The 26,041-nt window shown below is 66.9% G+C and carries 24 protein-coding genes; 11 read left to right on the plus strand and 13 right to left on the minus strand.

Annotated elements, in window-relative coordinates:
* Positions 1–170 precede the first annotated feature (170 nt).
* Positions 171–1,982, minus strand: a complete 1,812-nt coding sequence (locus tag EAH73_RS16685; RefSeq protein WP_240047301.1) for a M61 family metallopeptidase — start codon at positions 1,980–1,982, stop codon at positions 171–173.
* Between the two features lie 125 nt (positions 1,983–2,107).
* Between EAH73_RS16685 and EAH73_RS16690 the strand changes: the two genes are divergently transcribed.
* The 3 genes from EAH73_RS16690 (at position 2,108) to EAH73_RS16700 (ending at position 4,556) form a co-directional block, all read left to right on the plus strand.
* The gene (locus EAH73_RS16690) at positions 2,108–2,647 is read left to right on the plus strand and encodes a C40 family peptidase (RefSeq protein ID WP_140468570.1); all 540 of its coding nucleotides are present in this window, start codon (positions 2,108–2,110) and stop codon (positions 2,645–2,647) included.
* Positions 2,648–3,332: 685 nt separating this feature from the next.
* Entirely contained in the window at positions 3,333–3,770 is a 438-nt protein-coding gene (locus EAH73_RS16695; RefSeq protein ID WP_140468571.1) for a DUF2147 domain-containing protein, read from the plus strand.
* Positions 3,771–3,914: 144 nt separating this feature from the next.
* Positions 3,915–4,556 carry a hypothetical protein gene (locus tag EAH73_RS16700; protein WP_161599581.1) on the plus strand — a complete coding sequence of 214 codons (642 nt, stop codon included), beginning with the start codon at positions 3,915–3,917 and terminating at the stop codon, positions 4,554–4,556.
* Positions 4,557–4,578: 22 nt separating this feature from the next.
* On the opposite strand, the gene EAH73_RS16705 is transcribed toward EAH73_RS16700, so the two are convergent.
* The gene (locus EAH73_RS16705) at positions 4,579–6,636 is read right to left on the minus strand and encodes a M1 family aminopeptidase (RefSeq protein ID WP_161599582.1); all 2,058 of its coding nucleotides are present in this window, start codon (positions 6,634–6,636) and stop codon (positions 4,579–4,581) included.
* A gap of 273 nt (positions 6,637–6,909) precedes the next feature.
* Between EAH73_RS16705 and EAH73_RS16710 the strand changes: the two genes are divergently transcribed.
* Together EAH73_RS16710 and EAH73_RS16715 are read left to right on the plus strand one after the other, a co-directional pair.
* Positions 6,910–8,079 (plus strand): L-dopachrome tautomerase-related protein, encoded by a 1,170-nt coding sequence (locus EAH73_RS16710; protein WP_140468574.1) that lies wholly within the window; start codon positions 6,910–6,912, stop codon positions 8,077–8,079.
* Between the two features lie 415 nt (positions 8,080–8,494).
* Positions 8,495–9,274, plus strand: coding sequence for a DUF5672 family protein (locus EAH73_RS16715; RefSeq protein WP_140468575.1), 780 nt, complete (start codon positions 8,495–8,497; stop codon positions 9,272–9,274).
* Positions 9,275–9,308: 34 nt separating this feature from the next.
* On the opposite strand, the gene EAH73_RS16720 is transcribed toward EAH73_RS16715, so the two are convergent.
* The 4 genes from EAH73_RS16720 to EAH73_RS16735 all read right to left on the minus strand — a co-directional run bounded on the left by EAH73_RS16720 (position 9,309) and on the right by EAH73_RS16735 (position 12,104).
* On the minus strand, positions 9,309–9,953 hold the full coding sequence (locus EAH73_RS16720) for a heme-copper oxidase subunit III (protein WP_140468576.1): 645 nt from the start codon (positions 9,951–9,953) through the stop codon (positions 9,309–9,311).
* A 77-nt stretch (positions 9,954–10,030) separates the two neighbouring features.
* Positions 10,031–10,369: a hypothetical protein gene (locus EAH73_RS16725; RefSeq protein ID WP_140468577.1), complete on the minus strand. Its 339-nt coding sequence runs from the start codon at positions 10,367–10,369 to the stop codon at positions 10,031–10,033.
* Entirely contained in the window at positions 10,362–10,601 is a 240-nt protein-coding gene (locus EAH73_RS16730; protein WP_140468578.1) for a hypothetical protein, read from the minus strand. Before EAH73_RS16730 ends, EAH73_RS16725 begins: the two co-directional genes overlap by 8 nt.
* A 138-nt stretch (positions 10,602–10,739) precedes the next feature.
* Entirely contained in the window at positions 10,740–12,104 is a 1,365-nt protein-coding gene (locus EAH73_RS16735; RefSeq protein ID WP_140468579.1) for a M23 family metallopeptidase, read from the minus strand.
* A 93-nt stretch (positions 12,105–12,197) separates the two neighbouring features.
* Here EAH73_RS16735 and EAH73_RS16740 point away from each other — a divergent pair, with 93 nt between their 5' ends.
* The 3 genes from EAH73_RS16740 to EAH73_RS16750 all read left to right on the plus strand — a co-directional run bounded on the left by EAH73_RS16740 (position 12,198) and on the right by EAH73_RS16750 (position 14,337).
* The gene (locus tag EAH73_RS16740) at positions 12,198–13,049 is read left to right on the plus strand and encodes a hydroxymethylglutaryl-CoA lyase (protein WP_140468580.1); all 852 of its coding nucleotides are present in this window, start codon (positions 12,198–12,200) and stop codon (positions 13,047–13,049) included.
* Positions 13,050–13,168: 119 nt separating this feature from the next.
* The gene (locus EAH73_RS16745) at positions 13,169–13,546 is read left to right on the plus strand and encodes a hypothetical protein (protein WP_140468581.1); all 378 of its coding nucleotides are present in this window, start codon (positions 13,169–13,171) and stop codon (positions 13,544–13,546) included.
* Positions 13,547–13,581: 35 nt separating this feature from the next.
* Positions 13,582–14,337 (plus strand): (Fe-S)-binding protein, encoded by a 756-nt coding sequence (locus tag EAH73_RS16750; protein ID WP_140468582.1) that lies wholly within the window; start codon positions 13,582–13,584, stop codon positions 14,335–14,337.
* Positions 14,338–14,343: 6 nt separating this feature from the next.
* Here the strand turns inward: EAH73_RS16750 and EAH73_RS16755 are convergent, their stop codons facing one another.
* Both EAH73_RS16755 and dapA read right to left on the minus strand, forming a co-directional pair.
* Positions 14,344–15,840, minus strand: coding sequence for an ATP-binding cassette domain-containing protein (locus EAH73_RS16755; RefSeq protein WP_140468583.1), 1,497 nt, complete (start codon positions 15,838–15,840; stop codon positions 14,344–14,346).
* Positions 15,841–16,031: 191 nt separating this feature from the next.
* Positions 16,032–16,898: a 4-hydroxy-tetrahydrodipicolinate synthase gene (gene dapA / locus EAH73_RS16760; RefSeq protein WP_140468584.1), complete on the minus strand. Its 867-nt coding sequence runs from the start codon at positions 16,896–16,898 to the stop codon at positions 16,032–16,034.
* Positions 16,899–16,967: 69 nt separating this feature from the next.
* Between dapA and EAH73_RS16765 the strand changes: the two genes are divergently transcribed.
* Both EAH73_RS16765 and EAH73_RS16770 read left to right on the plus strand, forming a co-directional pair.
* Positions 16,968–17,906 carry a polysaccharide deacetylase family protein gene (locus EAH73_RS16765; protein ID WP_240047302.1) on the plus strand — a complete coding sequence of 313 codons (939 nt, stop codon included), beginning with the start codon at positions 16,968–16,970 and terminating at the stop codon, positions 17,904–17,906.
* A 100-nt stretch (positions 17,907–18,006) separates the two neighbouring features.
* Positions 18,007–19,194, plus strand: a complete 1,188-nt coding sequence (locus tag EAH73_RS16770) for a lactonase family protein (RefSeq protein WP_161599583.1) — start codon at positions 18,007–18,009, stop codon at positions 19,192–19,194.
* Positions 19,195–19,283: 89 nt separating this feature from the next.
* Here EAH73_RS16770 and ligA read toward each other — a convergent pair whose 3' ends face one another.
* From ligA to EAH73_RS16795, 5 genes are all read right to left on the minus strand, one after another.
* Positions 19,284–21,374 (minus strand): NAD-dependent DNA ligase LigA, encoded by a 2,091-nt coding sequence (gene ligA / locus EAH73_RS16775; protein ID WP_140468586.1) that lies wholly within the window; start codon positions 21,372–21,374, stop codon positions 19,284–19,286.
* Positions 21,375–21,521: 147 nt separating this feature from the next.
* On the minus strand, positions 21,522–21,722 hold the full coding sequence (locus EAH73_RS16780) for a hypothetical protein (protein ID WP_140468587.1): 201 nt from the start codon (positions 21,720–21,722) through the stop codon (positions 21,522–21,524).
* Between the two features lie 48 nt (positions 21,723–21,770).
* Positions 21,771–22,370, minus strand: a complete 600-nt coding sequence (locus tag EAH73_RS16785) for a hypothetical protein (RefSeq protein ID WP_140468588.1) — start codon at positions 22,368–22,370, stop codon at positions 21,771–21,773.
* A 139-nt stretch (positions 22,371–22,509) separates the two neighbouring features.
* Positions 22,510–23,271, minus strand: a complete 762-nt coding sequence (locus EAH73_RS16790; RefSeq protein ID WP_140468589.1) for a hypothetical protein — start codon at positions 23,269–23,271, stop codon at positions 22,510–22,512.
* Positions 23,268–25,028 (minus strand): S8 family serine peptidase, encoded by a 1,761-nt coding sequence (locus tag EAH73_RS16795; RefSeq protein ID WP_140468590.1) that lies wholly within the window; start codon positions 25,026–25,028, stop codon positions 23,268–23,270. The genes EAH73_RS16790 and EAH73_RS16795 overlap by 4 nt, the downstream gene beginning before the upstream one ends.
* Positions 25,029–25,140: 112 nt before the next feature.
* Here EAH73_RS16795 and EAH73_RS16800 point away from each other — a divergent pair, with 112 nt between their 5' ends.
* Positions 25,141–25,944, plus strand: a complete 804-nt coding sequence (locus tag EAH73_RS16800) for an OmpA family protein (RefSeq protein ID WP_140468591.1) — start codon at positions 25,141–25,143, stop codon at positions 25,942–25,944.
* The last annotated feature ends 97 nt before the right edge of the window (positions 25,945–26,041 follow it).

The raw sequence follows: 26,041 nt of genomic DNA on the forward strand, positions 1-26,041 counted from the left end.
TGCTGCTTTCCCGCGATGAGAAGCGCCCACGCTTGGCACTGAATTATTCAACGCCCGATCAAGGCCATCTGCAAGGAAAAAGCCCCGCCGGACAATCCGAGCGGGGCCCCTGCCTTATTCTTGTCAATGTATAGCCGGCCGGAACGGACCGAAACCAGAGAACCGGGGCCCTATTTGCCCAGCCACTTGGCCAGCACTTTTTGCTGGGCGGCGGTGGGGTTGGGCAGCGGCTGAATGGTGAAGCGGCGGTCGGGGTCGGCGCGGTAGGTCAGGGTGAGCTCCCGGGGGAGGCCGTCGCGGCGCACCTGCAGCTTGAGGGGGGCCCCCACGGCCCCGCCTTGCAGGGCCTTCACCGACTCCTCGCCGGGCGCTGCGCCGTTGATGAGCAGCACCTCGTCGTTCACGTTCAGGCCGTCGGTCCAGGCCGCGCCGTCGCGCTCGGTGCCCGTGACGAGCAGGCGGCCGGTGCGGTTCGAGAACGTGGCCCCCACCGAGCCGTTGGGGTTGGCCGGGGCGCTGCTGAAGCCCAGGCCCGCGTAGCCGAAGGCCGTGGCGTAGTCCACGGTTTTGGTGTCGTACACGCTCTGCTTGAAGAAATCATCGAAGCGCCGGCCGGCCACCGTGGCCACCGCGTCCTGGTATTCCTGGTCGGTGAAGCCGCGGCCCAGCTTCTTGTAATACGTGTCGTAAAGCAGCCGGAATACGTCGTCGAGGTGCTTTTGGCCCTGGGTGGCGTTGACGATCATCAGGTCGAGCACCAGGCCGATGGTTTCGCCCTTGTCGTAGTAGCTGATGCCCGTGTTGGGCGAGTTTTCGTTGGGCCGGTAGTACTTAATCCAGGCGTCGAAGCTGGCCTCCGACGCCGATTGAACCTTGTTGCCGGGCGTGTTTTCGACCGTGCCGATGGTACTGGCCAGGTGGTCGAGGTAGCCCTGCTGGTCGTAGTAGCCGGTGCGCTTGTTGATAAGGTTGGCGAAGTATTCGGTCATGCCCTCGCTCACCCACAGCATGTGCGTGTAATTCTCCTTGTCGTAATCGAAGGGCCCCAGGGCCACCGGCCGGATGCGCTTCACGTTCCAGAGGTGGAAGTACTCGTGGGCCGCCAGCCGCAGGAACGCCTTGTAGCCGGCCTCCGTGGTATAGGTGGCACGGTTCACCTCCAACGTGGTGGAATACAGGTGCTCCAGGCCCCCACCGCCGCGCTCCAGGTTGTGCACGATGAAGAGGTAGTGGTCGAGCGGGTTTTGGCCCACCACGGCCTGCGCACCCTCGCAAATCTTCTGCATGTCGGCCAGCAAGCGGTTTTCATCCACCTGGTAGGTGCCGTACATGGCCACTTGGTGCACCGTGCCGTTGGCCGTGAATTGCAGCACTTTCTGGTTGCCAATTTCGATGGGCGAGTCAGCCAGCTCGTCGTAGCTGGCGGCCTGGTAGGTGAACTTGGCCCCGCCCGGGGCCGGCCGCAGGGCCGTGCTCACCTGCGCCCAGCCGGGGGCCGGCTGCACCGTGAGGGTGCTGGCCAGGCCCTTGTTCAAGGCCGGGTACACGAAGATGCTGCTGCCGTTGAGGTAGCCGTGGTCGGCGTCGACGAAGCTCGTGCGCACGCTTAGTTCGAAGGCGTACACGCGGTAGGCCACCTTAAAATCGGCCTGCTTGGGGTGGCGCACGCGCCAGGTGTTCTTGTCGATTTTCTCCACCGCCAGCGCCTGCCCGCTCGCGCCGGTGGCCCGGAAGCCCTCCACGTTCTTGGCGTATTCGCGCACCAGGTACGAGCCCGGGGCCCACACCGGCAGCTTCACGTCAGTATAATCCTGGGCGAAGCCGCTCAGGGCCACGCCCACCTCAAAGTAGTGGGTTTGGGGCGCGGGCATGGCCAGCGTGTAGCGCAGCGTGGGCGCCGGGGCCAGCGGGCGGGCCCCGGCGGGTGCGGCCAGCAGGGCCCCGGCGGCCAGGGCCCCCAGCAGGCGGAAGTGATTGGGCATCGTCGAAAGGAAAAAGGAATAGAAAACCAAACCGCAAAGTAAGCCCCCCGGCGCGGCACCAACCTAGCGGCCCACGGCTGCGTTTAGCCCACCGGGGCCCCTTAGCGCCCCCATTCCCTTTGTCCATGCGCATCATCTGGTTGATTTTTATTGGGCTGGCCGCCGCCATTGTCGGGCTGGCTCACCGTGGGGCCCCGGCACGGCCGGCCCCCAGCGCCCCCCCCGCCGCCCTGGTGCCAGTAGTGGCCGTGCCCCCCACCGCGGGCCGGGCCGACAGCGTGGTGGCCTTTGCCCTGCGGCAGCTGGGGGCCCCCTACCGCTACGCTGGCACCAGCCCCACCACGGGCTTCGACTGCTCGGGCTTTGTGCAGTTTGTGTACGGGCGCTTCGGCGTGGCCGTGCCCCATTCCACGGCCTTGCTCATCGGCGCGGGGCGGGAAGTACCGCGCGCCACGGCGCGGCCCGGCGACCTGGTGGTGTTTGCCGGCACGGCCCCGGGCAGCACCACGGCCGGCCACGCGGGCATCGTGGTATCGGCGGCGGGCGCGGTGCCGGTGCGCTTCGTGCACGCCTCCTCGGCGCGGCGCGAATCGGGCGTGAAGGTCAGCGCCATCGAGGGCACGGGCTACGAAACGCGGTTTTTGCAGGTGCGGCGGGTGCTTTAACGATTAGCATTTAATACCCAGTTGCTCGTAGCTGGCTCTTGCGTATTAAATGCTAATTGACAAATGACCCAGGGCCCTAAACGAGCGATGCCCGGTTCGCCAACGAGTGGCAAACCGGGCATCTAATCCTTCAAATCTTACCAAACGGCGCAGCTGGGGTACAGCTCCGGCGTCTTTAACAGTAAGACCTGGGCCAACGTAGGTCCGCGCTAAAAGTTAGTGCGGCCCCGCATAGCTGTTATCTAAGCGCGCACGGCGGTGATGCGTACGACATTGGACAGGCTTGGCAGGATTTGGTTGGGACTACTAGACATTTTGTACCTCCTTTCTTTACGTTCCACATAGCCCCGCCTGCGCGGCCCAGCACATTAGGGTTGCTTGGGCGGGGTCGTAGCACTCGCTACTGCATGTCAAAGTTAGAAGCCTAGCTTAAGGTTCAAAATTATCGGGCCCTTTTTCTTGGGGAATGGCCATTTTTGCGGGTGGTGGGCTGATTTTCAGGGCCATTCATTTTGCCCGGGCGGAGCATTTTTTTAGGTTAGGGCCCCGCCGTTTACTTTGGCCGCAAACTTGCGTTGGCGGGCCCCGGGGCCCCTGTTCGGTGGGCCCAAGTATTTGCCTTACCTTTTCCGCAGCGTTCTGCGCTTCATCGCGGCCTCATCTAATTCCCCCTTTTTCTCCACCCATGAAAAAACTACTTTTCCTGTTGGTTGTGCTGGCGCTGGCCGGCAGCCGCCTGGCCTCGGCCCAAACCCTGAGCCCGTTGGGCGTGTGGACCAACGCCGAGAAAAAGGCCACGTTCGAGATTTATAAATGCGGCGACAAGCTGTGCGGCAAAATCGTGAGCCTGACCACCCCCAACGACGAGAAGGGCAAGCCCAAGACCGATACCCAAAACCCTGACCCCAAGCTCCGTAGCCGCCCACGCCTGGGCATGGTGTTCATGCAAGGCTTCAAGTACGACGATGACAACAAGTGGGACGACGGCAAGATCTACGACCCCGAAAGCGGCAAAACCTACTCGTGCTACATGAAGATGGAAAGCGCCAACGCCATGGAAGTGAAGGGCTACATCGGCTTTTCGCTCATCGGCAAGTCACAAGCCTGGACGCGCGTGAAGTAGGCCGCGGCCCCCAAAAAAAGCCGGTTTCCGCCCGGAAGCCGGCTTTTTTATGCCCACTGGGGGCCCCAATGCCCGAGAAATATTAAAACTATTTGAAAACGCTGGGGTTGCACTCCACTGTTCCCTTTCACCTGATACCCGGCCGTGCGGTCCTTTTTGCGCTCCCTGTTCTCGTCTGCCCCATCTGCCGCCAACGGCGAATGGCGGCCGTTTGCCCTCACCGCCGGGCAGGCGGCGCGGCACGCGCAGTGGGTGGCCGGGCGCATCTACCGCAATTGGCTGGGGCCCTATTTCAAAGCCTACCACCTGCACCGCGGTGGCGCGGGCCGGCGGCACGGCCTGCGGGCCGAGCCCCTGCGCGAGGACGGCCGCCAGGGCGCCATGCTGTTTTACGACGACGAGGACTTTGGGGGTCCCGGCAATTTCCGGCACTTCTACGAGTACGTGGGCGAGCAGATGGTGGCCCTGGGATACCACCGCGCCTGCGCCGACGAGTGCACCCGCCGCCACGAGAGCCTGCACGAGCATACTTATAAGCAGCTATTTAAGCCGCCGCCCACCGATTGCCCCGACAGCGGCCACTGCAACCAACGCTACGGTTTGGTAACGCTCGATTTGGTAAGCCTCAACGGCCAGCCCCTGTTCATCCGCATGGCCGCCAACCCCGTGGTGGACCCCGGCTTCACGCCCGCTGCGCCGTTTGAAGAGCTGATGCGCACCGTGTTTGACGCCCCCATGCCCACCCCCGAGGAGCGGGAAAAACGGTTGGCGTACGTGGAGTTGTAACTCACTGGGGCCCTGGCCGGAGCTATTCGCGGGCAAAGCGCGCCTGGCCCGTCACCGCGCCGTGGGCATCGGTGAGGCGCAGCAGATATAGGCCAGGGGCCAGGGCCTGGGTAGCCACTTGGGCCCCGGTGGCCGGCACAGCCTGCACCGCTACGCGGCGGCCAGTGGCGTCAAATACTTCGGCCGTGGCCGGGCCCGCCAAGGCTGGCAGGTGCAGCGCCTCGCGACACGGGTTGGGAAAGGCCCCGAGCGCAGGCCCGGCGGGGGCCCTGGCGCTGAGCACCAAGCTGGCGTCGGTGCCGCTGGAATTGGCCAGCAGCAGCAGGGATTGGTCGGGGTTGGCGCTGATGCTCACCACCTGGCGGGTGCCCACGGGCACGTCGAAGGCATCGGCGGCCTGCGACAGGCGGCGGCGCAGGCGCTGCGAGGTACCGTCGGTGAAGGTCAGGAGGTAATCCACGTCGAGGTCAAAAAACGGCGTGACGGCGGGCTGCGACACGGTTTCGGTGGTGCGCACGGTGGCCATAGGGCCCACCTGGTACCAGCGCACGGCCAGCGACGGGTAGCCCTGCCCCCGCACCCACTGCTGGAAGAAGTAGCCCAGCGGCCGCCCCGCCTCGGCCTCAAACACGGCCTGCAAATCGGCGGTGCGGGCGGTGCCGCCGGCGTAGCGCCGCTGGTAGGTTTGCAGGGCCCGAAAGAACTTGGCGTCGTCGTTCAGCAGGCCCCGCAGCATGTGCACCACCAGGGCCCCCTTCTTGTAGCTCAGGTCGTAATCAAAGATGCGGGCCACGCTGGTGGTATCGGGCACAAATACGCTGCCCGGGTTGCGCAGGGCATAGCCCCGGGCCTGGTTGAGCCAGTTGGCGGGGTCGGCGGGCTGGCCAAAGGCCTGGTAGGAAAGGTATTCGCCGTACGACGCAAAGCTTTCGTTGAGCCACACGTCGGCCCAACTGGCGCAGGTCACGTTGTCGCCGAACCACTGGTGGAACAGCTCGTGGGCCGTGAGCACGAAGTCGAAGCCGTCCTGGGTGGTCATGGTCTGGTGCTCCATGCCGCCGCCGAGGGGGGCCATGCTGTGCCCATACTTCTCGGTGGCAAACGGGTAGGGCCCCACCAGGCGGGCGTAGTTTTCGATAAAGCCCGGCGTGCGGTCAATTTCGGCACGGTAGAAGTCGAGGGCCGCTTGGTCGTACACGTAGTTCACGATGGGCACGCGCGCGCCCCCGGCGGCGGGGTTGGCGTAGTTCACGTACTCAACGTAGGGAGCCACAGCCACCGAAATGAGGTAGTAGGCAATGGGTTGGCGCGATTTCCACTCGTAGCGCGCTCGGTTGCCGGGCAGCGGCACGGTGCGGGCCAGCACGCCGTTCGAGCCCACCTTGTTGGGCAGCGTGGTCGTCACCCACACGTCCGACGAGTCGGCCTTGTCCGTCAGCACCGGCTTGCACGGAAACCACTCGGGGGCGGCAAATGGCTCGGAGAGCGACCACAGCACCTGATAAGGGTGCGGGGCCCCGGCGTAGGTTACCACATCGGCGCGGTCGAGGCCGTTGCCGATGGCGGCCGAGCCCCCGCCGGCATCGTGCGGGGCCGTGCCGTGGTAGTAGATGCGGGCGTCGGCCAGGGTGCCGGCCGGGGCGGGCGCGGCCAGGGCGGCGGTGGCTTCGGAGCCGGCGCGGCGCACCGCCGAGGCCTGGCGGCCGTTCACCACCACCGAGTCGATGCGCAGCGTGGCGGCACTGGCGGGGGCCCCGGCGGGCGCCTGGTACAGGTCAAAGGCCAGCGAATCAAGGGCCTGCCTTCCCACGCGCACGCGCAGCCAGGCCATGCCCGCCACGTCGCGCGAAGTGGGCTCCAGGGCCAGGTCGAGCTTGTAGTACGTCACGTCGTAGCGGGCCAGTTGGGCGCGGTGGGCCCCCGAGGCCGTCGCGGCCAGCGTGCCCAGGCCGGCGCGCAGGTGGGCGGCGGCGCAGGCACGGCCGGCGTCGGCGGGGCCGGTGCTGGTTTGTGCCCGGGCGCCCGGGGCCCCCAGCCCACCCACCAAAAAGAGTACCCAGCACCAGCGCAGCAGTTTCATGGCCATAAGGCGCGCCGCCGATGGTTCGGCCCGTACGCTAAGTACTGGCAAGATACGGCCCAGGGCCCCGGTTGCCCGCCGCTGCGGGGCCCCCAGCCCAGCAGAGCGAATACAAGGGAGCGGCGCAGGTTTCGGCACAAAATAATCCTCTTAAAACACGCTACTGCCCAATTATTTACCTAGACGCAAGGCCGGGGTTGGAAGCCCAGCGGGGCAACGCCGCGCGCGGCGGGCCGTTGATACGGGTCATTCGCCTATTTCATTCCGCTCCCCATGTCTTTTTCGCTTACCCGGGCCGCCCTGCTTGCCGTTTGCCTGCCGGCCGCTACTGCCGCCTTTGCTCAGCAGGAAGTGCCCCCCGCCCGCACCCGGCCCCTCGGGGCCATCGAAAGTAACCGCCAAGGCATCAAGCCCGTGCAGGTGGCGGCCTTTCCCGACCAGCGCGTGACCGGCGTAACGGTGTCGCGCCAGGGCCGCATCTTCGTCAACTTCCCACTCTGGGAAGACGGGCACCGCGAGTCGGTGGCCGAGATTGTGCCCGGCCAGGCCCCGCGCCCCTACCCCAACGCTGCCTGGAACGCTGCCGTGACCGACCCCAAGGCCCCCGCCTCGCCCGCCGAGCGCTTCGTGTGCGTGCAGAGCGTGGTGGTGGACGACCAGGACCGCTTGTGGGTGCTCGACCCGGCCTCGCCCAAGTTTACGGGCGTGGTGCCCGGCGGGGCCAAGCTGGTGCAGTTCGACCTTGCCACCAACAAACCCGTGCGTACCATTCTGTTTCCTAGCAATATCGCCCCGTCGAAGAGCTACCTCAATGACGTGCGCTTCGACACCAAGCGCAACTTCGCCTACCTCACCGACTCGGGCACCGGGGCCCTGGTGGTGCTCGACCTTAAAACTGGTAAAGCCCGCCGCGTGCTTGAAAACCACCCTTCAGTACACCCCGAGCCTGGCTTTGACTTGGCCGTGAACGGTTTTGTGCTGCGCGAGCCCGACGGCTCCAAGCCCAACTTCCAGGCCGATGGCATCGAGCTGAGCGCCGACGGCAACACGTTGTACTACACCGCCCTGATGGGCCGCACAATGTACCGCATCGGTACCGAGTACCTGCGCAACGCCGCCCTGACGCCCGCCCAATTAGCCACCCACGTGGAGAAATTTGCCGTGCCCAGCGCTTCTGACGGCTACGGCCGCGACGCCGCCGGCAACCTCTACACCTCGGGCATCGAAAACAACAGCATCCACCGCGTGACGCCCGCTGGCCAGGTGACAACCATCGCCCAGGGCCCCGAAATCTCGTGGCCCGACACGTTCGGCTACGGGCCCAATAACACGCTGTATTTCACCACCTCGCAAATCCAAACCCAGGACAAGTACCACGGCGGCAAAAGCACCCGCACCCAGCCCTACGCGCTGTGGAAGCTGGACTTGAACCAGGTGAAGTAGCTGCTCCCGGCCCACAGCCGGGCCCGGGGGCCCTCCTGCCCGCCACGTCCACCGGCGGTAAGTTCACGTTCTAGGGCCCCGTAGAGCCACCAAGCCCACTATTACCAACGCATTAGAAAAGGGAGTTGCCCGCCGCAAACCACAGAAAAGGCGGCCCCGTTGCGGGGCCGCCTTTTCTGTGGTTTGCGGCGGGGTTTGCTAATTAAGCAGAAGCCCAGGCTCTACCAGCAGGCTAGCCAATTTATTATTCCTCAGATTTTTGAATATACAAATGTTAAGTACCTGGGGCGCTGCCCGTAGCCGGGGCCCCGGGCGGGTGGCCAGCCCATTCATTATTTATTCATTGTATCTAATATTTAGTCGTTATTTTTAGGCCTAAAGCAGCATTGAATACACTGGCCCGAGGGGCTTCGCCATGACCAAAGAGCTTGTTACCGTTGTCATTCCCATTCACCTGGAAGAGCCTCTGGAGCTGGAAAAAATTTCACTAGCCCAAACCCTGGCCATACTGCACCGGCACCCCATTACCTTCATGACGCCCACTTGGCTGGACACGGCCTGGTACGAGGAATTTTGCCGGGGCAAGGCAGATGTGCGCTTCGAGCGCTTCGATTGGCGCGGCCACGAAGCCTACGGTGAACTGCAAACCAGCGCAGATTTCTACAAACGCTTCCTGCCCTACGAATACATGCTCGTCGTGCACTTGGATGCCTTCGTGTTTCGCGATGAGCTGGAGCAGTGGTGCCACGCGGGGTACGATTACATCGGCGCGGTTACCTACAACCCCTTGTGGGATCAGCCAAGCTCCGCCTTGCGGCGGCTGACGGGTTTTAGTTACCCAGAGTATTTTGGCAGCGGCGGCTTTGCCCTGAAAAAGAACAGCACTTTTTACCGCATCACCCGCCGGGCCCGATTATATTTTAATGCCTACCACTGGATGCGGCGGCGACGCGGATTGGCGTTTTACGACGACTTATTCCTAGCCCAACACTTCCCCAAGCTGTCGCCTAGCTTTCGGGTCGCGCCCAAAGCGCTGGCCCAGCGGTTTGGAGCAGCCTGGGAGTTTGGTGAGGAAAAAGATTTGCCTTTTTCCAACCACGACAACGCCTCCCTTCCCTTCGGCATCCACGGCTGGATCCGGTATTTCCACGAATACTGGAAGCCCGCCATCCGCCACTACGGGCACAGCATTTGAGCCGGCACGGAGCCTTGCTTAGGATAATACCGGGCTAGTAAAACACCAGGAAGATGCCGAACAGCGCCACCCACAGCACGTCGATGAAGTGCCAATAGGTGCACAGGGCGCGCAGCTGGCGGCGGTGGTAGGGGTTGCGGATGAACACGAGGTGGCGCACGGCGTCGCGGTCGGCGTGCAGCACGCGCAGCGCCAGCGACAGCAGGTACAGCATGCCGCCGAGCAAGTGGGCTACGTGAAGGGCCGAGATGAAGTAGATGAACGTGCCGCTGGAGGCCCCCCGAAACGGCAGGTACGGCAGCAGCTCGCGCCAGCCCAGCACCTGCAGGCCCGTAAAGATGCTACCCAGCAACAGCGTGGCCAGCAGGCACCGGCCGAGGGTGGCCAGGTCGTCGCGGGCGTAGAGGCGCGGGGCCTGCGCCACCACGTAGCTGCTCACCAGCAGCACAATGGTGCTCAGTGAGAAGTAGCGCGGGAACGGGTGCGAGCTCGTGGGGCCCCCATCGGTGAGGCGGGCGCTGACGTAGAGCGCCGCCAAAATGGCAAACATCACGGTGATGGCCACCAGCCCCAGGTACAGGGCCACGAGCAGGGGCGGCAGCCGCTCGATGCGGGCAAACGCCGAAACGGAGGCCCCGGCCCGCACCCGGTTGTTGGGGGTATTGTCAGAATTCCTCATGAACGAAGACGAGCGAAACAGCACAGCGTCAGCAATCAAACCAATCCAGGGGCCTTTGGTTCCGGCAAAACCAGGCGCTAGCGGAAAAACGAGCCCAGCTTGCCCAGCACCGCGCTGAGCGTGATTTTGGGGCCGTTGCGGTCGGGCAGCCCGAAGGTGACGTAGGTTTTGCCTCCCACCCGCAAATCGAGCACCAAGCCCAGGCGGCGGCCCAGGTCGTGGAGCTGCTGCAAGGGGTCGGGGCCCTTGGGCGGCTTGGGGGCCCCGGGCGGGCGCGGGGGCCCGGCCGTGAGCTCGTCGAGCACCTGCTGGCTGGGCACGTTCAGAATGAGGTACGAGCCCGAGCCGGCCAGCTGCAGGGGCTGGCCGTTCCAAGTGAGGACCAGCTGGGCCTCTACTTCGAGGCCGCTAGCCAAGGGGCTGGCTGCCAGTAGCAGGCGCGTCGATGCGCAAGGTGGGGGCGGCCGGCGCGGCCTCGCCCTTGGTGCGGATGCGCAGCGAGCCGTTGAGGCGGTAGGTGCCAGCCGTGCCGTTGGGGTTGGGCACTTGCAGCTCCACTTGGTCGAAGGCCAGGTTCAGCTCAACGCCGCCGGAGAGTTTGGACAGCAGCGACGCGGCGGTGTCGGCCCAGGAAGGGGAATCAGCCATATTTTTTCAGTTATCAGTGAGCAGTTGGCAATGAACAGGCGCAAAGTAGCGTCCTGCGCAGCGAAACGCAAGCCGCCCGGCAGGGTTGCCGGCCCGGCCACTGGCAACGGCCCCGCCCCTACTCCCTGCCCGTTCCCCTCAAATCCGGGCCCAGCCCAGGGCACCCGCGGGGCCCCGCAGCAGGCTGAAGCCGTCGGCTTCGCCCAGCACGGCTACTGGCGTGCGGGCCGGCCAAGCGGCCACCGGGGCTTCGGCGGGCTCCGCGGCTACTTCGGTGGCAGCGGGCAGCAGCAGGCGGCGCAGGGGCGCGGCCTCGGCCGGGCGCACGGCGGCGGCGGCCACGTAGCCCGGGCGGCCGGCGGCGGTGCGCACCCGCAGCAGGGCCCCCTGCTGGCCCAGCACCAGCAGCGGCGTTTGGGCCGCCAGGCGCGGGCCGCTGGCTTTGGAGCCCGCCTTGGATTCCAGGGGCCCAGCGGCGCGCAAGCGCACCCAAGTGCCGCGCAGGTCGGGGCCGGTGGGCGGGGCAGCGGCGGGGCTGGCGCGGCGAACGAAGGGCAATGGGTCAACGGCGCCTTGGCCGGCGCGGTAGATACCGAAGTGCAGGTGCGGGGCCGTGGTGCGGGCGTTGCCGGTGTTGCCCACCAAGCCGAGGGTATCGCCAGGGCGCACGCGCTGGCCGGGCTGCACCAGCTGGCGGTCGAGGTGGGCGTAGTAGAGGTGCTCGTCCGTACCGTCGGCGTTGAGCCACACCACGTTGCCGCCCAGGCGGGTGTTGCCCAGGCGCGTGACGGTACCGGCCGCGGCGGCGATGGCGGGCGTGCCGCGGGGCGCAAAAATATCGATGCCCTCGTGGCGGCGGGCCCCGCCGTCGCGGTCCACGCCCCAGAAGCTGCCGATGGCCGCATCGGCCCGGCCCCGCACCGGGAAAGTGCCCAGGCTGGGCTCGCGGGTGAGGCGCAGGGTGTAGCGGCCAGCGGCCAGCAGTTCGGGCTGTACGCGCAGCAGGTGCTGGCCGCTGGCGTCGGCGCGGTAGCGGAAGTCAAGGGCGGCGGTGTCGGCGCTGGCCAGCGGCGCGGGGGCCCCGCCGGGCCCTACTTCAAAAGCATCGACAAACACGCGGGCCGTGCTGCCAGGGGCCAGCTCCAGGCGCACGCGCACCTGCTCGCCGGCCTGCACGGCGAAGCGGTAGCCGGCCGCGGCGGGCTGGCCGGGCAGGAAATACCCGGTTTCGGTGAAGGGCAGTGCTACCACCAGCGAGTCGCGCAGGGCGCGGTCGGCGGCGGCTAGCCAAGCCCCGCCGGCAGGGCCCCGGTCGAGGCCGGCCTGGCGCAGGCGGTGGGCGTAGGCCTCGTGCGGGGTGCGCGCCTGAAACAGGGCCTGCAGGGTTTGCTGCTTGCCGCACGCGCCCAGTAGCAGCGCGGGCAGCCAAAGAAGAAGGAAAAGCGGGTGGGGAAATAACCGGCGGCGGGGCCGGGCAACGAGGAAATTCGTCCAAAAAAGCATTCCCCGCAACGCCGGCCGCGCCGGGCAAGTTCGCCGCGGGCCCTGCCCCCGCCCCGCTACCTTTGGGGCCCCGCCCACCCGCCCTTGCTGCCCATGAAACTCATCGAATGCCCCCGCGACGCCATGCAGGGCCTCCCCGCCTTCGTGCCCACCGCCACCAAAACCGCTTACCTCAACGCCCTGCTGCGCGTGGGCTTCGACACGCTCGACTTCGGCTCGTTCGTGTCGCCCAAGGCCATTCCGCAGCTGCGCGACACGGCCGAGGTGTTGGCCGGGCTGGATTTAATCGCTACCCAAACCAAGCTCCTGGCCATCGTGGCCAACCGCCGCGGAGCCGAAACCGCCGCCCAGCACCCGGAAATCCACTACTTAGGCTTCCCGCTTTCGGTGTCCGAAACCTTCCAGCAGCGCAACACCAACCAAACCCGCGCCGGGGCCCTGGCCGACGTAGCTGCCATGCAGGAGCTGTGCGAGCAAGTGGGTAAAACCCTGGTCGTGTACCTGTCGATGGGCTTCGGCAACCCCTACGGCGACCCATGGAGCCCGGCGCTGGTTGTGGACTTCACGGCGCAGCTGGCGGCGCTGGGCGTGCGCGTAGTGGCGCCGTCCGACACGGTGGGCGTGGGCACGGCGGCCACCGTGGGGGCCCTGTTTGCGGAGCTGATTCCAGCCTTCCCGGCCATCGAGTTTGGGGCCCACCTGCACACGCTGCCCACCGCCTGGCGCCCCAACGTAGCCGCCGCCTACCACGCCGGCTGCCGCCGCTTCGACGGGGCCCTGGGCGGCTTCGGCGGCTGCCCCATGGCCGCTGACGACCTCACGGGCAACGTGGCCACGGAGCACCTGATCAGCTTTTTGGGCGAACAAAACGAGCCCCTGGGGCTGGATTTAGGGGCCCTGGCGGAAGCCCAGGCGCTGAGCACGGGCATGTTCGGGAGCCACTAATATTGGTTTTACGCGCAGCCTGCGGCCGGGGCCTTATCTCGTGCCCCCCCGCCGTAGGTTACGCGTGCAACCAATGCGGCCGCGCGTAGCTCTTCTCACTGGACTTTCACCTCGCCCGCATGAGAAATACTACTGCTTATTGCTTGCTCGGGGCCCTGCTGCTGGTGTTCGGCGGCTGCAAAAAAGACCAGGACGCCCAGGGCCCCAACGGCACCTGCGCCGCGCAAAGCCCAATCATCAAAACCGTAGCGGACCTGGACGGCACCGTTCGGTTTGACGCCGCCGTGCAGCAGTACCTCATTTACCGGGCCGTGCCCGGCACCTACGATTCGGTGGAGCTGGGCGTGGTGTGCGGCACGCTACCGGCTGATTTGCAAGTTGCCGACGCGCCAGTGCGCTTCAGCGGCACGTACCGCGAATACGCCAACCCGCCGCAAGCGGGCCCCGCCGGGCGCACCTATTATTACCTGGAGCTGACGAAAGTAGCAGCCCGCTGAGTTGGCGGCCGGCCGGGCCCGCTTACTTTTGCTTCATGCCCACGCCCGCCCCCATCGTCGATATTTTCGTCCCCTGCTTTGTCGATCAGCTCTACCCGGCTACGGCCCTGAGCATGGTCAAAATCCTGGAAGCCGTGGGCTGCCAGGTGCACTACAACCCGGCCCAAACCTGCTGCGGCCAGCCCGCCTACAACGCCGGACATCTGGGCGCCGCCCGCGCCGTGGCCACCAAGTTCATCAACGATTTCACGCCCGCTCCCGCCGCTCCGGGGCCCCGCTACGTGGTCAGCCCGTCGGCCTCGTGCATCGGCATGGTGCGCAACAGCTTCACCGACTTGTTTGAGGGCCAGCCCGAGGCCGCTGCCTGCCGCCCCGTGCAGGCCCGCGCCTACGAGCTGACCGAGTTTTTGGTGGACGTGCTGGGCATTACGGCCGTGCCAGGGGCCCAGCTGGCGGGCGCCTACACCTACCACGACTCCTGCTCGGGGCTGCGCGAGTGCCGCATCGGCCCGGGGCCCCGGCTGCTGCTGGATGGCGTGGCCGGCCTCACGCGCCGCGAAATGGCCGAAACCAGCACTTGCTGCGGCTTCGGCGGCACGTTTGCCGTCAAGTTCCAGGCCATTTCGGTGGCCATGGCCCAGCAAAAAGTCGAGCACGCCCTCGATACCGGTGCCGACTACATCATCAGCACCGACGTGAGCTGCCTCATGCACCTGGAAGCTTACGTTAAGAAAGAAAAGCTGCCCCTCAAGTGCCTGCACATTGCCGACGTGCTGGCCAGCGGCTGGTGAGTTTCTTTAAATGACTTTTCCGCCGTCCAGCCGCAGCGTGTGGGTGATGGTGGCGGGCAGCTCCTCCTGGTAGTGGCTCACGTAAATCAGCGCCACCGCGGAGGCGCGGCACAGCGCCTCCAGCACCCGCCGGAACTGCTGCTGCTGAGCCCCGTCCAGCCCCTGCGCGGGCTCGTCGAGGATGAGCAGCGCGGGGTTTTTCACCAATGCCCGGGCCAGCAGGCACAAGCGCTGGCCGCTGGCCGAGAGCTGGCGAAACGGCGTGTCGGCCTGGCCTTCCAGCCCCAGCAGGGCTAGCCAACGGCGGGCCACGGCGGCGCGCGCCGGCTGGCTGGGGCCCCGCAGGCCCAGCGTGTCATCAAACCCCGACTCAACCACACTGGCGGCCGCGCTGCGCGCCGGGAAGTGCTGAAACAGCTCGGGCGAGACAAAGCCGATGTGCTTTTTGATGTCCCAGATGCTCTCGCCGGTACCCCGGCGGCGGTCAAACAGCGTGAGCGGCTGGCCGTAGGCCTGGGGGTTGTCGCCGTTGAGCAGGCTGAGCAGCGTGGACTTGCCCGCGCCGTTGGGGCCCAGCAGCGCCCACCGCTCGCCGGGCCGCACCGTCCAGTGGATGTCGTCGAGCACCACCTTATCGCCGTAGCGCACCGACGCTCCAGCCAGCTGCACCAGCACCTCAAAGGCCGGCGCGGGGGCCCCGGCGGCCAGCAGCGCCAGCAACTCGGCGGCGTCCACGGCAGCGGCTTCGGCGGCAGGCGCTTCGGACGGGGCTCGGTAGTCGGCCCGGGGCCCTGCCCACGCAATACGCCCATCGGCCAGTGCGGCCACGTGCGTGGCCACGGCCGGGATTTCGGTGGGGCCCGTGGCCACCACCAGCATCACGCCCGCGGCGGCAATTTCTGTCAGCAGCGCGTCGAAGCTGGCCCGGCTGGCCGCATCGAGGCCGGCCAGCGGGCGGTCAAGCAGCAGCAGGGCGGGGTTTTTGAGCAGGGCCGCCGCCAGCAGCAGGCGCTTGGTTTCGCCGTTGGAAAGCTGGAGCAGCGAGCGGCTCAGTAGGGGCCCCAGGCGCAGGGTTTCGATAGCGCGGGCCACCGTCCAGGGCCCCGGGCCGGCGGCCTGGGCGGCCGCGGCCAGGTGCTCGGCCACGGTGAACGTGGCGTCGGCATCGGCGGCGTTGTAGCGCTGCTGGTAATAAAACTCAGTAGTGTTGGCGCGGGTGCGCAGGTCAGCCCGGGCGCCGATGCGCGCCACTAGCCGCGTCCAGTTATAGAGCGGGTCGTGGGGGCGGCGGGCGGCGGCCAGGGCCCCCAATCCGTCGGCGTTTAGCCGGCCGGGGTTGGCCGTGAGAGTGCCTGCCAGCGTGGCCAGCAGGGCACTTTTACCAGCCCCGCTGGGGCCCACCAGGGCCCAGTGCTGGCCGGGCTCCAAGGCCAGGTTGAGGCCGGTAAGCAGCGGCCGACCGAGGTGGCGCACGGTGGCGTTTTCAAGAGCCAGCAGGGACATTTTTTCAATTATCAGTGAGCAGTTATCAGCCAATGTGGGGCAGTGGGCCCTGGGCCGTCGTGCAAAGCAGGCCGTTACGTTGAGCGGAGCCGCATCAGCTCTACCGCTCACTAAACCAATCAGTTGGATTAATACCGCAGTAGAGATGCTGCGGCTGCGCTCAGCACGACGGCCTAATCAGTAACCGCCTTTTATAGCAGCTTTTGAATGCGGTCTTGCAGGCCGGGGGTGGCCTCCACCAGAGGCAGGCGCACGGTGGGCTCGCACACGCCGAGGGCGGCCAGGGCGGCCTTCACGCCCACGGGGTTGCTCTCCTCATACATCAGCGGGTTGAGGGGCAGCAGCTCGAAGAGCAGGCGGCGGGCCAGGGTAAAATCGCCGGCCAGGGCGGCGCGGGTCATGTCGGAAAAGCGGCGCGGCCAAGCGTTGGCCAGCACCGAAATGGCCCCCACAGCCCCGGCGGAAGCGATGAGCGCGGGCGTCATCATGTCGTCGCCGCTGAGCAGGGCAAAGCCGGCCGGCTTCAGGGCCCCAATGGTGAGGCACTGCTCCAGGTTGCCGCTGGCCTCCTTGATGCCCACGATGTTGGGGTGGCGGGCCAGGCGCAGGGTGGTTTCGGCGCTGATGTTGGAGGCGGTGCGGCCGGGCACGTTGTAGAGCACCAAGGGCACCGGGCTGGCATCGGCCAAGTGCTGGTAGTGGGCCACCAGGCCGGCCTGGCTGGGCTTATTGTAGGCGGGGCTGGCCGAGAGCACGGCAAACACGCCGTCGAGGTCCACGGTACGGAACAGCTCAGTGGCAGCGGCCGTGTCGTTGCCCCCGATGCCGTACATGATGGGCACGCGGCCGGCTACGTGGGCCTTGGCGGTGCGCAGCAGCTCGGCCCGCTCGGGGGCCCCCACGGTGGGCGACTCGCCGGTGGTGCCGTTGAGGACGAGGTACTCCACACCGCCGTCGAGGCAGTGGTCGAGCAGGCGGTACCAGGCGGCGTAATCAATGGAAAAGTCCGCGGCAAAGGGCGTAACCAGCGCCACGCCGGTGCCGTGCAAAATATTCATGGGAGGGGCTAAGATGAGGTAGCTTTGTGGGCAAAAATACACGCCTTTCACGCCCAACCCCTCCTTTCCTTGCATTCCTCCGCTTACTTTCTGCTGGCCGCCCTGGCCCTGGCCTCGGCCTGCGAATCGAAAACCGCCACCACCGGCGAGGCCAACGTAGCGGCCAAGTCGGCCACCATTGCCGCCACCACCGCTGCGGGCGAAGACCCCGCCGACGCCCCCACCTCGGGTGCAGCCGCCACCGCCACCGAGGAGGCCAACGCCGCCCCGGCCCCCGCCCCCGGCACCATTCCGGCCGCCAAAGCCGCCGACGCGGCAGCCATCTACGCCCGCCCCCAGGTGCCGATTCTCTGCTACCACCAGATCCGCGACTGGACCGGCCGCGACTCGAAAGGCGCTAAGGATTACATTGTTCCGGTGGCTGCTTTCAAGGCTCAGATCAAGATGCTGGCCGACTCGGGCTACCATACCGTCTCGCCCGACCAGCTCTACGCTTACCTCACCACCGGGGCCCGGCTGCCGGCCAAGCCGATCATGCTCACCTTCGACGACACCGATCTGGACCAGTTTACCGTGGCCCGGCCCACGCTGGCCCAGTACAATTTCAAGGCCATGTACTTCGTGATGACCGTGAGCCTGGGCCGCCCCAAGTACATGAGCAAGGCGCAGGTGAAGCAGCTTTCCGACGAGGGCAACGTCATCGGCTCCCATACCTGGGACCACCACAACGTGAAAAAATACCAGGGCCAAGACTGGGTAACGCAGATCGACAAGCCCACCAAAACGCTGGAGGAAATCACGGGCAAGAAGATTAACTACTTCGCCTACCCCTTCGGCCTCTGGAACCCCCAAGCCTTCCCCGAGCTGAAGCAGCGCGGCTTCGTGGCCGCCTTTTCGCTGGCCGAGAAGCGCGACCAGCAGGACCCGCTTTTCACCATCCGCCGCATCATCGCCAGCGGCTACTGGAGCCCGCGCACCCTACACAACAGCATCGTGCAGAGCTTTTAGCACGATTCAATGAGGACAAATAAAAAACCGGCCCTGTTGGCCGGTTTTTTTACACCTTTGCCGTTCTTCACCCTACCAGTTTATGGCCCCACACTTCGCTTTGCCCCGCCGTTCTTTCTTAGCTGTCATCACCTTAGCCGCCGGCACCGGCTTGCTGGGCTGCGCCCGCACGGCCCCCGCCACCGGCGGCGCCAGTGAGCTGGTGTACATCGGCACCAACGTAGCCTCGGCGCAGGAAAACACCATCTACCTCTACCGCCTCAACCCCGCCACCGGGGCCCTCACGGCGGTGAGCGCCTATAAGGGTGGCGCCCAGCCCACGTACCTGACCATGGACGCCGCCCACCGCCACCTCTACGCGGTGAGCGAAACGGGCTCCTTCCAGGGCCAGGACCACAGCGGTGGGGTGAGCACCCTGGCCATCGACGGGCGCACGGGGGCCCTCGCGCTGCTCGGCCAGCAGCCCTCCACGGGGGGCGCGCCCTGCTACATCAGCCTCGACCGTACGGGCCAAAACGTGCTGGTTGCCAACTATACGGGCAGCGCCACGGGCGGCAACGTGGCCCTGCTGCCGGTGCTACCCGACGGCCAGCTGGGGGCCCCTACCGCCACCGACCAGCACCAGCCGCCCGTGGGGCCCCACGCCAACCAGACCACGCCCCACGCCCACTCGCTGCTGCCCGACCCGGCCAACCGCTTCGCCTTTTCAGCCGACCTCGGCACCGACAAAGTGTACGCCTACCGCCTCGACGCGGCGCAGCACAGCTGGCAGCCGATGCCCGCCCCAGCCTTCGTGGCGAAGCCCGGCGCGGGGCCCCGCCACCTCACCTTCCACCCCAACGGCCGCTACGCCTTCTTGGTTAACGAGCTGAATTCCACCGTCACGGCCCTGGCCTACGACGCCACTGCCGGCACCTTCCGGGAGCTGCAAACGCTGACCACGCTGCCGGCCGGCTTCAGCGGCGACAACTCCGGGGCCGATGTGCACGTGGCCCCCGACGGACGCTTCCTCTACACCTCCAACCGGGGCCGCAACAGCATCGCGGTGTTTTCGATTGGCAACGACGGCCAGCTCGCCCCCGTGCAGGACGTAGACACGCAGGGCAAAACGCCCCGCAATTTCTCCCTCGACGCCAGCGGCCGCGTACTGCTCGTGGCCAACCAAAACTCCAACAACGTATTTACCTACCAGGTTGATAAACAAACGGGTAAGCTCACGCCCACCGGCCAGCACATCGACGTGCCCTCGCCCATGTTTGTGGAAGTAGTGCCTGATTTCACCAAGTAGAAATTAAAAGTTGAGCGTTAAAAGTTAAAACCCTGGCTCCGTTGTGAAGCCAGGGTTTTAACTTTTAACGCTCAACTTTTAACTTGTTTTCACCCGAACAGCTCGCCTTGGGCCCCGGAGGACGGAGCTTCGGGCGCGTCGGCCTCAGTCTCGGCTTCGCCGGCGGTGGGCAGCAGGGCCATCAGGTCGGCTTCGGAGATGATGGGGACTTTGAAGCTGGTGGCTTTTTCGCGCTTGGCGGGGCCCATGTTTTCACCGGCCACCAAGTAGCTGAGCTTCTTGGAGATGGAGCCGGTGATTTTGCCACCGTTCGACACGATGATGTGTTGCAGCTCGTCGCGGCTATGCTCAGCAAACACGCCCGAGAGCACGAACGTGAGGCCTGCCAGGCGGTCGGAGGCCGGCACGGGGACATCGCCGGTAAGGGCCAGCTGCACGCCGGCTTGGCGCAGGCGCTCGATAAGGTCGCGGTTCTGGGGCTCTTGCAGCCAGGCGGCGGCGGCCACGGCAATCACGGCACCCACCTCGGGCACGGCGGCCATGTCCTCGGCCGAGGCGGCGGCCAGCGCGTCGATGTCGCGGTAGTGCTGGGCCAGCTTTTGGGCCACAGTTTCGCCCACGTAGCGGATACCCAACCCAAACAGCACCCGTGGAAACGGCACCTGTTTGCTGGCCTCGATGCCGGCGATGAGGTTGTCGATGGACTTCTCGCCCAGGCGCTCCAGCGTCACCAGCTCGGCGCGGCGGGCGGGCAGGTCGTAGATGTCGGCTGGCGTGTTCACCATCCCCAAATCGAAGAGGCGGCCCACCGTTTCGGCCCCCAACCCGTCGATGTTCAGCGCCTTTCGGCTCACGTAGTGCTCGAGCCGGGCCTTGAGCTGGGGCGGGCAGCCGCGCTCGTTGGGGCAGCGGAAATGGGCCTCGCCCTCGGGCCGTACCAGTGGCGTGCCGCAGGCCGGGCAGGCCGTGGGGTACACAATAGGCAGGGCCCCAGCAGGCCGCGCCTCCAGCACCACGCCGGTGATTTTAGGAATGATTTCGCCGCCTTTTTCCACCAGCACCGTGTCGCCAATGCGCAGGTCGAGGGCGGCAATCTGGTTGGCGTTGTGGAGCGTAGCGCGCTTGACGACGGTACCCGCCAGGGGCACGGGAGCCAACAGGGCCACGGGCGTCACGGCGCCGGTACGGCCCACGTTGTACTGCACCTCGCGCAGCTGGGTGCGGGCCGCCTCGGCCGGGTACTTGTAGGCAATGGCCCAGCGCGGGCTCTTGGCCGTGAGGCCCAGTTGGTCCTGCTGGCGCAGGTCGTCCACCTTAATCACGATGCCGTCCGTGGCCACCGGCAGGGTGAAGCGCTGCTTCTCCCACTGATGGATAAAGTCCAGCACCTCAGCCAGTGATGCGCAGATGCGCCACGTATCCGACACGGGCAAGCCGTAGGCGGCCAGGGCCCCCAGGGCCTCGCTGTGCGACGTGAAGTGGCGGCCCGGCGTGAGCAGCGAGTAGGCAAAAAATTGCAGCTTGCGGGCCGCCACCTGGGCCGAATCCTGGAGCTTGAGGGTGCCGCTAGCGGCGTTGCGGGGGTTGGCCAGCAGGGCTTCACCGTTCTGCTCGCGCTCGGTGTTTAGCTCGGCAAACACCGGCAAAGGCAGAAATACCTCGCCGCGCACCTCAAAATCGGTGGGCTGGCCGGGGGCCGGGCGCAGGTGCAACGGCAGCGTGCGAATGGTGCGCACGTTGGCCGTCACCACGTCGCCGCGGGTGCCGTCGCCGCGCGTCACGCCTTGGTGCAGCTCGCCGTTTTGGTAGGCCAGGCTCATGGCCACGCCGTCGAACTTCAGCTCGCACACGTAGCGGTACGGGGCCCCTTCCAGGCCCTTCTGCACCCGCTCGTCGAACTCGCGCAAGTCGTCTTCCGAGTACGTGTTGCCCAGGCTGAGCATGGGGAAGCGGTGCACGGCGGTGGCAAACTGCTTCGTAACGGTGCCGCCCACGCGCTGGGTGGGCGAGTTGGGCAGGGCCAGGGCGGGGTGCGCGGCCTCCAGGGCTTGCAATTCGGCCAAGAGCCGGTCAAATTCCTGGTCCGACACCTCGGACGTGTCGCGCTGGTAGTATTGGTAGTTGAGGTGGTGCAGCCGCTCGGTGAGGGCCTGCATTTGGGCTTGGATGGCGTCGGGCATACGGGTAGAATAGGCGCGGCGGGGGCCGCGGCAACAACGGAGCGCCGGGGCCCCAAAGGGCTTTCGACCTAGCAAAGTAACGCACCCCCGCCCAGGCAGTGCACAAAAAAGGCCGCCTAAGGGCGGCCTTTTTCAACGAATAAGGGGCTACTGCGGCGGGGGCACCGGCGCGCCCGGGCCCGGGCCCACGGGGGCCCCGGGGCCCACCGGCACGTCGGCGCCGTGGCCGCTCACTTCTACTTGCGGGCCCACGGGCAGTACGGGGTTAATGGGGGCCGCCGAGGGAAAAAACCGCTCAAACAGCAGGATGGCCACCAATACGGCCACAAACGACAGGAAGAATTTCATCGGGCAAAAAAGCAGGTAAACGTATTAAATCCAAAGCAAACAGGGGCCCTACTGACTCAGCACCACGGCCTTGCGCATCTTACGTACGTAGGCCAGGCGGCGCTCCGAGCCGTCGGGGCCGGGGAAGTCGAAGGCCACGGCGGTGGGGTCGGCACGCAGGGCCTGCCACACGGCCGCGTCTACCTCGGCGGGCTGCGCCTCCTGGGTGGGCACGGCGGGCTGCGAGAAGTGGCTGGCGGCAAAAAAGGTGTTCATGCCGCGCAGGATGGCAATTTCCTGGTCGCGGGTGGTGGTGGGGCGGGCCTCGGCCTGGCCGTCGAGCAGGGCGCGGGCCGGCAGCACCTCGTGGCGCAGGGTATCGCCGGTGGCGCTGGTCACGATGAGGTGCACCTGGCCGGTGAGGATGCGGGCGCCGCGCAGCTGCAAGGTGAAGTTGTCGCGGGTTTTGGGGTTAGAAAACGCGTGAGTGGCGCGCACTGTATTCAATACTGTGGTGCTGTTGAGGCGGTTGCGAGCCCCGGGGGCCGGGGGCACATAAGTGGTGCGCGGGTCCTTGTTGGTATTGGCGGCTTCGCGCTCGGTAGTGGCGCACGAGAAAGCGGCGGGTAGCAGCGCCGCCGTAGCGAGGTAGCGGAAAAATGATTTCATAATAAAATAACTATACCTGGAAAGGATACCCGGAAAGGAATCCAAAAGTAATGCCGGAACGGCAGCAGCGCCGCATAATGGTTTTTGAATATACGAAAGAAATATGGTAAAAGATGCTACCCATGGCTGCCACCGGGCCTCAAAACAGCCCTATTTCGAAGCCCAGCACCCAGGCCGGCAAATCGGGCCCGCTGCCGGGGCGGCGCACGGGGCCGAAGCGGCGGCGCGCCACCAGGGCGTAGCGGTCGAAGCCCAGGCGGGCCCCCGCCCCACCGGTCCAGCGGCGCAAGTAGGGCAGGCCGGCGTCGGTGGTGGTGGTGCGGGCGGGGCCCCCGGGGGCGGGGTCGTCGGCGGCGGTGCGGGTGGTGCCGGCCACCCAGCCGCCCCAGGCCAGCAGGTCGAGGTACGAGCCCACGGTGTTGCCCCGGCGGCCGGCGTTGAGGCGCAGCCCGCCCTCGGCCTGAATCTGGTGCAGGCCCAGGGTTTCGGACTGGTGCAGGCCGGGGCTGGGGAAGGTTTTGGCGGCGGTTTGGGCGAAGGCGTAGCGCAGGTAGGCGTAGCGGGCATCGGCCACCACGGCCACGTTTTGGGTGATGCGCCGCTTAAGCCGCCCGCCCAGCTGCAGCTCGGCCGAGGCCAAGCCGTGGCGCAGGGGCGCATCGGCGGCCCCGGGGCCCGCAACCAGCCCCCCCCCCATGTAGAGGTGGCCAAAGTAGCGGCGGTTGGGGCCCGTGCGGTTCAGGAGGGTATCGTCGGCCACGTTGGCGCGCAGCAGCACCTGCTGGGCACGGGCCGCACCCGGCAGCAGCAGGGCCGCCGCCGCCAGGGCGCGGGCGCGGGGCCCCAGGCACGTCCAGAATTTGCGCAAGCGCCGGTCAGTTGCAGTAATCAGTAAGCTCATTCCGAGTACGTGGCCGTGTAGCCGTTAAATTCTACCCGCAGTGCATCGCCGCCCCGCAGCAGCCGGCGCGGCACTTGCAGCACCAGGCGCTGCGTCACGGCGCGCACCTCGTAGCGGCGCAGCACGCCGCGGCGGTCGGCCAGGTGCCAGTAGAGGTAGGGCGGGGAATTGGGCCCCGGGCCAGGCGATGGAGCCGGCGCGCTGGGCGGCGGGGGCCCCGGCGCGTCGGGTGCGTCGGGCGCGTCGGCCACTAGGGGCAGCTCCTGAGCCGGGCGCGTGGTAGCGGCGGGGCGCAGCACCACGGCCACCAGCGAGTCGTTGGGCACAAAATCGAAGGTGGGCTCCACCGCGCGGCCAGCGTTTTTTTCCAGGAAGAACGCCGCCCGGGGCAGGCCGTAGCCGCTGGCGTAGTCGAAGTACGGGTGGAGGTCACCAGCCGCCCGCAGCTGCCCGTAGAGCTGGGCCGCCGTGAGGCCCCGGCGCTGCTGCCAGGCGCAGGCCGCAAAGCCCGCCACCAGCGGCGAGGCAAACGAAGTGCCCTCCAGCCGCTCGTAGCGGCCGCCAGGCGTGGTGCTCAGCACAATGCCAAAGGCCGACACATCGGGCTTCACGCGGCGGTCGGCGCTGGGGCCCACCGAGCTGAAGGCCAGGTGCAGGCCCGTGTCGGGGTCGAGCCCGCCCACGGCCAGCACCGAGTCGGCGTCGGCTGGCGTGCCGATGCGCACCCAGTCGGTGTCGCCGTCGTTGCCGGCGGCGCAGACCACCAGCATGCCCTTGTGGGCGGCCAGGGCGGCGGCGCGGGCCACCAGGCTGCGGCCGTTCATTTGCTCGGGGAAGTAGCGCTGCTCGGTATAGGCCAGCGAGGAGTTGATGATGTCGGCGCCCTCGCGGTCGGCCCACTCGGCGGCGGCCAGCCAGGCTTCCTCTTCGCTCAGGGTTTCGCGTAGGGCCCGCTCGGTGCGGGCCAGCAGGTAGTCGGCGGCGGGGGCCAGGCCGAGGGCGGGGCCGGCGGCCAGGGCCGCGCTGGGGCCCCCGGGCAGGCGGCCGGCCAGGCAGCCCAGCACCTCGGTGCCGTGGCTGCCGCCGCGGTACACGTCGGGGCGGTTGGCCAGGAAGTCGTGGGTGGCCACAATGCCGTGGCGCGCCCGCAGCGCCGCAAACGCCGGGTGGGCGTCCACGCCGCGAAACCCGACGTCGAACAAGGCAATGCGCAACCCGCGGCCGTCGAGGCCGGCGCGCTGCCAAGCGGGGGCCCCCAGCACGGCAGTTTGGCGGCGGGCGAGCCGGTAGTCTTCGGGCGCGATGTAGGGCGGCTCGTCGGCGGCCGCGGCCGGGGGCACTGGGGCCACGCGCCGCGCCGCCACGGCGGCCCGCGCCGGCTGCTGGGGCCACGCGGCCACGGCGCGCACGCCGGGCAGGGCCCCCAGGGCGGCGGCCTGGGCCGGGGTGGCGCGCACGGCCACGGCGTTGAACCAGCGGCTGATGAGCGTCACGGTGTCCACGGCGGCGCGGATGCGGGCCAGGTAATCGGCGCGCACGGGCCGGTCCGACTCCTCGAAGGCGGGCAGGTGCTGGCGGGCGCGGCGGGCGCGGGCCGGAGCCGAAAAATAGGCTTGGGGGTCGAAGGCCGTCCCGTTTTTATCGGCCAAGGCCACCCAATAGCGGGTGGCGGGGGCGGCGGGCGCGGCCGTCTGGGCCTGGGCGGTGGGGGCCCCGGCCAGGGCCCCCAGGCAAGCAATTAATAGGAAACGGCGCACGGCAAACAGCGGAAAGCCCAAAGGTAACCCTGGCCAGCCGCGCCCGTTTCAAGCCCAACGCTACGCGAGGCTCCGGACCCGCGCTTTCCCCCACCCTTCCTGCCCCACCTCCATGATGCGTTCCTTCGTCCCCGCCCTGCTCGTGGTTGCCGCGCTGGCCCTGCCCGGCTGCAACAAGAAAGAGATTGCGGCTTTGCAGCAGCAAAACAGCGACTTGGCCCGTTCGCGCGACCAGCTTCAGCTCGAAAAAACCAACCTTGCCGCCGAAAACGCCGAAAAGGCCCGCAGCGAGGAAAGCCTGCGCGGCAGCTTGCTCAATAAAAACAACCAGGTGAACCAGCTCAACTCGACCCTGGGCACCACCGAGCAGGATTTGGCCGGCAAAAACGCCCGCATCGCCGAGCTGCAGCGGGTGCTCGACGAGAAGGACGCTGCCACCAAGGCCCTGCGCCAGCGCGTGAGCGATGCCCTGCTCGGCTTCAATGCCCAGGACCTGCAGGTGAACGTGAAAAATGGCAAGGTGTACGTGTCGCTTTCCGAGCAGCTGCTTTTCAAATCGGGCTCGACGAAGGTAGACCCCAAGGGCCAGGATGCGCTGCTTAAGCTCGCTAATGCCTTGAAGGACAACAAGGACGTGAACGTGCTAGTGGAGGGCCATACCGACAACGTGCCCATCAAGGGCGTGGTGAACGGGGCCAAGGACAACTGGGACCTGAGCGTGCTGCGGGCCACCGAAATCACGCGCCTGCTCACCTCCGCCGGCATGGACCCCACCCAGGTAACCCCCTCCGGCCGCGGCCAGAACCTGCCCGTGGCCCCCAACGACACGCCCGAAAACAAGGCCCTCAACCGCCGCACCGACATCATCCTCACGCCGAAACTCGACGAGCTATTCTCGATTTTGAACCCTAATTAGGCCCATCCGGGCAAATACCAAAAGGGGCCCCGCTGCAAGCAGCGGGGCCCCTTTTTTATGGTTTACGAATCGACCAGCGCCAGTATAATCGCTTTAT

The organism is Hymenobacter nivis (genome assembly GCF_006439025.1).
GTDB classification, from domain to species: Bacteria; Bacteroidota; Bacteroidia; order Cytophagales; family Hymenobacteraceae; genus Hymenobacter; species Hymenobacter nivis_A.

Coding starts and splice junctions, on each gene's coding strand:
- EAH73_RS16705 (WP_161599582.1), bottom strand. CDS start 6,636: ATGAAACTGCTGCGCTGGTGCTGGGTACTCTTTTTGGTGGGTGGGCTG.
- EAH73_RS16730 (WP_140468578.1), bottom strand. CDS start 10,601: ATGGCTGATTCCCCTTCCTGGGCCGACACCGCCGCGTCGCTGCTGTCC.
- EAH73_RS16695 (WP_140468571.1), top strand. CDS start 3,333: ATGAAAAAACTACTTTTCCTGTTGGTTGTGCTGGCGCTGGCCGGCAGC.
- EAH73_RS16720 (WP_140468576.1), bottom strand. CDS start 9,953: ATGAGGAATTCTGACAATACCCCCAACAACCGGGTGCGGGCCGGGGCC.
- EAH73_RS16780 (WP_140468587.1), bottom strand. CDS start 21,722: ATGAAATTCTTCCTGTCGTTTGTGGCCGTATTGGTGGCCATCCTGCTG.
- EAH73_RS16800 (WP_140468591.1), top strand. CDS start 25,141: ATGATGCGTTCCTTCGTCCCCGCCCTGCTCGTGGTTGCCGCGCTGGCC.
- EAH73_RS16685 (WP_240047301.1), bottom strand. CDS start 1,982: ATGCCCAATCACTTCCGCCTGCTGGGGGCCCTGGCCGCCGGGGCCCTG.
- EAH73_RS16745 (WP_140468581.1), top strand. CDS start 13,169: ATGAGAAATACTACTGCTTATTGCTTGCTCGGGGCCCTGCTGCTGGTG.
- EAH73_RS16790 (WP_140468589.1), bottom strand. CDS start 23,271: ATGAGCTTACTGATTACTGCAACTGACCGGCGCTTGCGCAAATTCTGG.
- dapA (WP_140468584.1), bottom strand. CDS start 16,898: ATGAATATTTTGCACGGCACCGGCGTGGCGCTGGTTACGCCCTTTGCC.
- EAH73_RS16740 (WP_140468580.1), top strand. CDS start 12,198: ATGAAACTCATCGAATGCCCCCGCGACGCCATGCAGGGCCTCCCCGCC.
- EAH73_RS16785 (WP_140468588.1), bottom strand. CDS start 22,370: ATGAAATCATTTTTCCGCTACCTCGCTACGGCGGCGCTGCTACCCGCC.
- EAH73_RS16750 (WP_140468582.1), top strand. CDS start 13,582: ATGCCCACGCCCGCCCCCATCGTCGATATTTTCGTCCCCTGCTTTGTC.
- EAH73_RS16755 (WP_140468583.1), bottom strand. CDS start 15,840: ATGTCCCTGCTGGCTCTTGAAAACGCCACCGTGCGCCACCTCGGTCGG.
- EAH73_RS16735 (WP_140468579.1), bottom strand. CDS start 12,104: ATGCTTTTTTGGACGAATTTCCTCGTTGCCCGGCCCCGCCGCCGGTTA.
- EAH73_RS16710 (WP_140468574.1), top strand. CDS start 6,910: ATGTCTTTTTCGCTTACCCGGGCCGCCCTGCTTGCCGTTTGCCTGCCG.
- EAH73_RS16715 (WP_140468575.1), top strand. CDS start 8,495: ATGACCAAAGAGCTTGTTACCGTTGTCATTCCCATTCACCTGGAAGAG.
- EAH73_RS16690 (WP_140468570.1), top strand. CDS start 2,108: ATGCGCATCATCTGGTTGATTTTTATTGGGCTGGCCGCCGCCATTGTC.
- ligA (WP_140468586.1), bottom strand. CDS start 21,374: ATGCCCGACGCCATCCAAGCCCAAATGCAGGCCCTCACCGAGCGGCTG.